Annotated in this window: 1 protein-coding gene; it reads right to left on the minus strand. The window is 42.0% G+C overall.

The window, feature by feature from the left end; genetic code table 11:
* Positions 1–962 (minus strand): IS110-like element ISSba8 family transposase (locus L5L91_RS22545; protein WP_263237821.1); only part of this gene is annotated, 962 nt, incomplete at its 3' end.
* Between the last annotated feature and the right edge of the window lie 243 nt (positions 963–1,205).

The following is a 1,205-nucleotide window of genomic DNA, read 5'->3' on the forward strand; positions in this document are numbered from 1 at the left end:
ATTTTATTGGCCAATGCGACAACGGCTTTGTGTCGACCTTGCCTTAACGCAAGTGCATTAAACCATCGCCCAAGTCTATCATCACGTTTGCTCGCAAATCGGCCAACGGCTCTGGCGCCGTGGATGAGTAAAACACGTAGTTCTGAGCTGCCATTTTTCGTGATCGATCCTAGTCGAACTTTTCCACCAGAACTCGATTGCGATGGCACTAAGCCACACCATGCAGATAATTGCCGGCCATTTTTAAATTGATGACCCGAACCTAATTCACTCATAAAGCTTGCTGTGACTAATGGTCCAAAGCCAGGGATCGACAGCAATGCATTGTAGCGAGGTTGGATTTGACATAGCGCTTTAATGTCGCGCTCGATTTGATTAATTCTCTCATTTAAAACACATAAATCTTCATATAAAAATTTTAACAGGTAATGAAGCGTATGAGACAGTTCATGCTCATTATTTGCTAAAATACGGCTAAGTGAYGCTTGTAATTGCAACCTGCCGACAGAGAAGATCACACCAGACTCGCTCGCTAGGCTTCGAATTTGATTGACCATGGCGGTTCGATTTTGAACGAGACGACTACGTACACAACGTAATGCTTTAATGTCTTGTTGCTCAACAGTTTTAACTGGAACCATGTGGATATTAGGTCTGAAAACCGCTTCGCATATAGCGAGGGCATCGTTGGCATCATTCTTTTGRTTTGCAACAAATGGCTTAACATGTTGAGCAGGGATCAATTGCACTTGATAACCAAGAGCTTGAAATTGTCTTCCCCAGTAATGCGCCGTACCACAGGCCTCCATAGCAATAAGGCTACCTTCGGGGAATTGTCTAATTTTATCGAGCAGCTTGTTTCTGTTAACCTTTTTGTTACTCATGACAGAGTTATCCATAAGACAAACACAAACTTGAAAAACATTTTTGGCTAAATCGATACCAATAACTTTAATATCCATGATGGAAACCTCCAGAACTATTTGTCAGCTTTAAGCTTGGCATAATACTGCAAGCTTAGGTGCTGAGGCGTCCATCACATCACTACACTTCAAGGGACAGTATGTTGCTAAGAAATTCAGTTACGGAAGGTGCAGAACTGCAATTTTGTAGATATTCAAACAGCCCTACAATATTTTTATGATACTCAAGTGTGGCCATCGCTATTTCATCCGTATCCATCCTCTTAAACGGATGTTCACCTA

This window comes from Shewanella sp. SM55, assembly GCF_025654025.1.
GTDB classification, from domain to species: domain Bacteria; phylum Pseudomonadota; class Gammaproteobacteria; order Enterobacterales; family Shewanellaceae; genus Shewanella; species Shewanella oncorhynchi.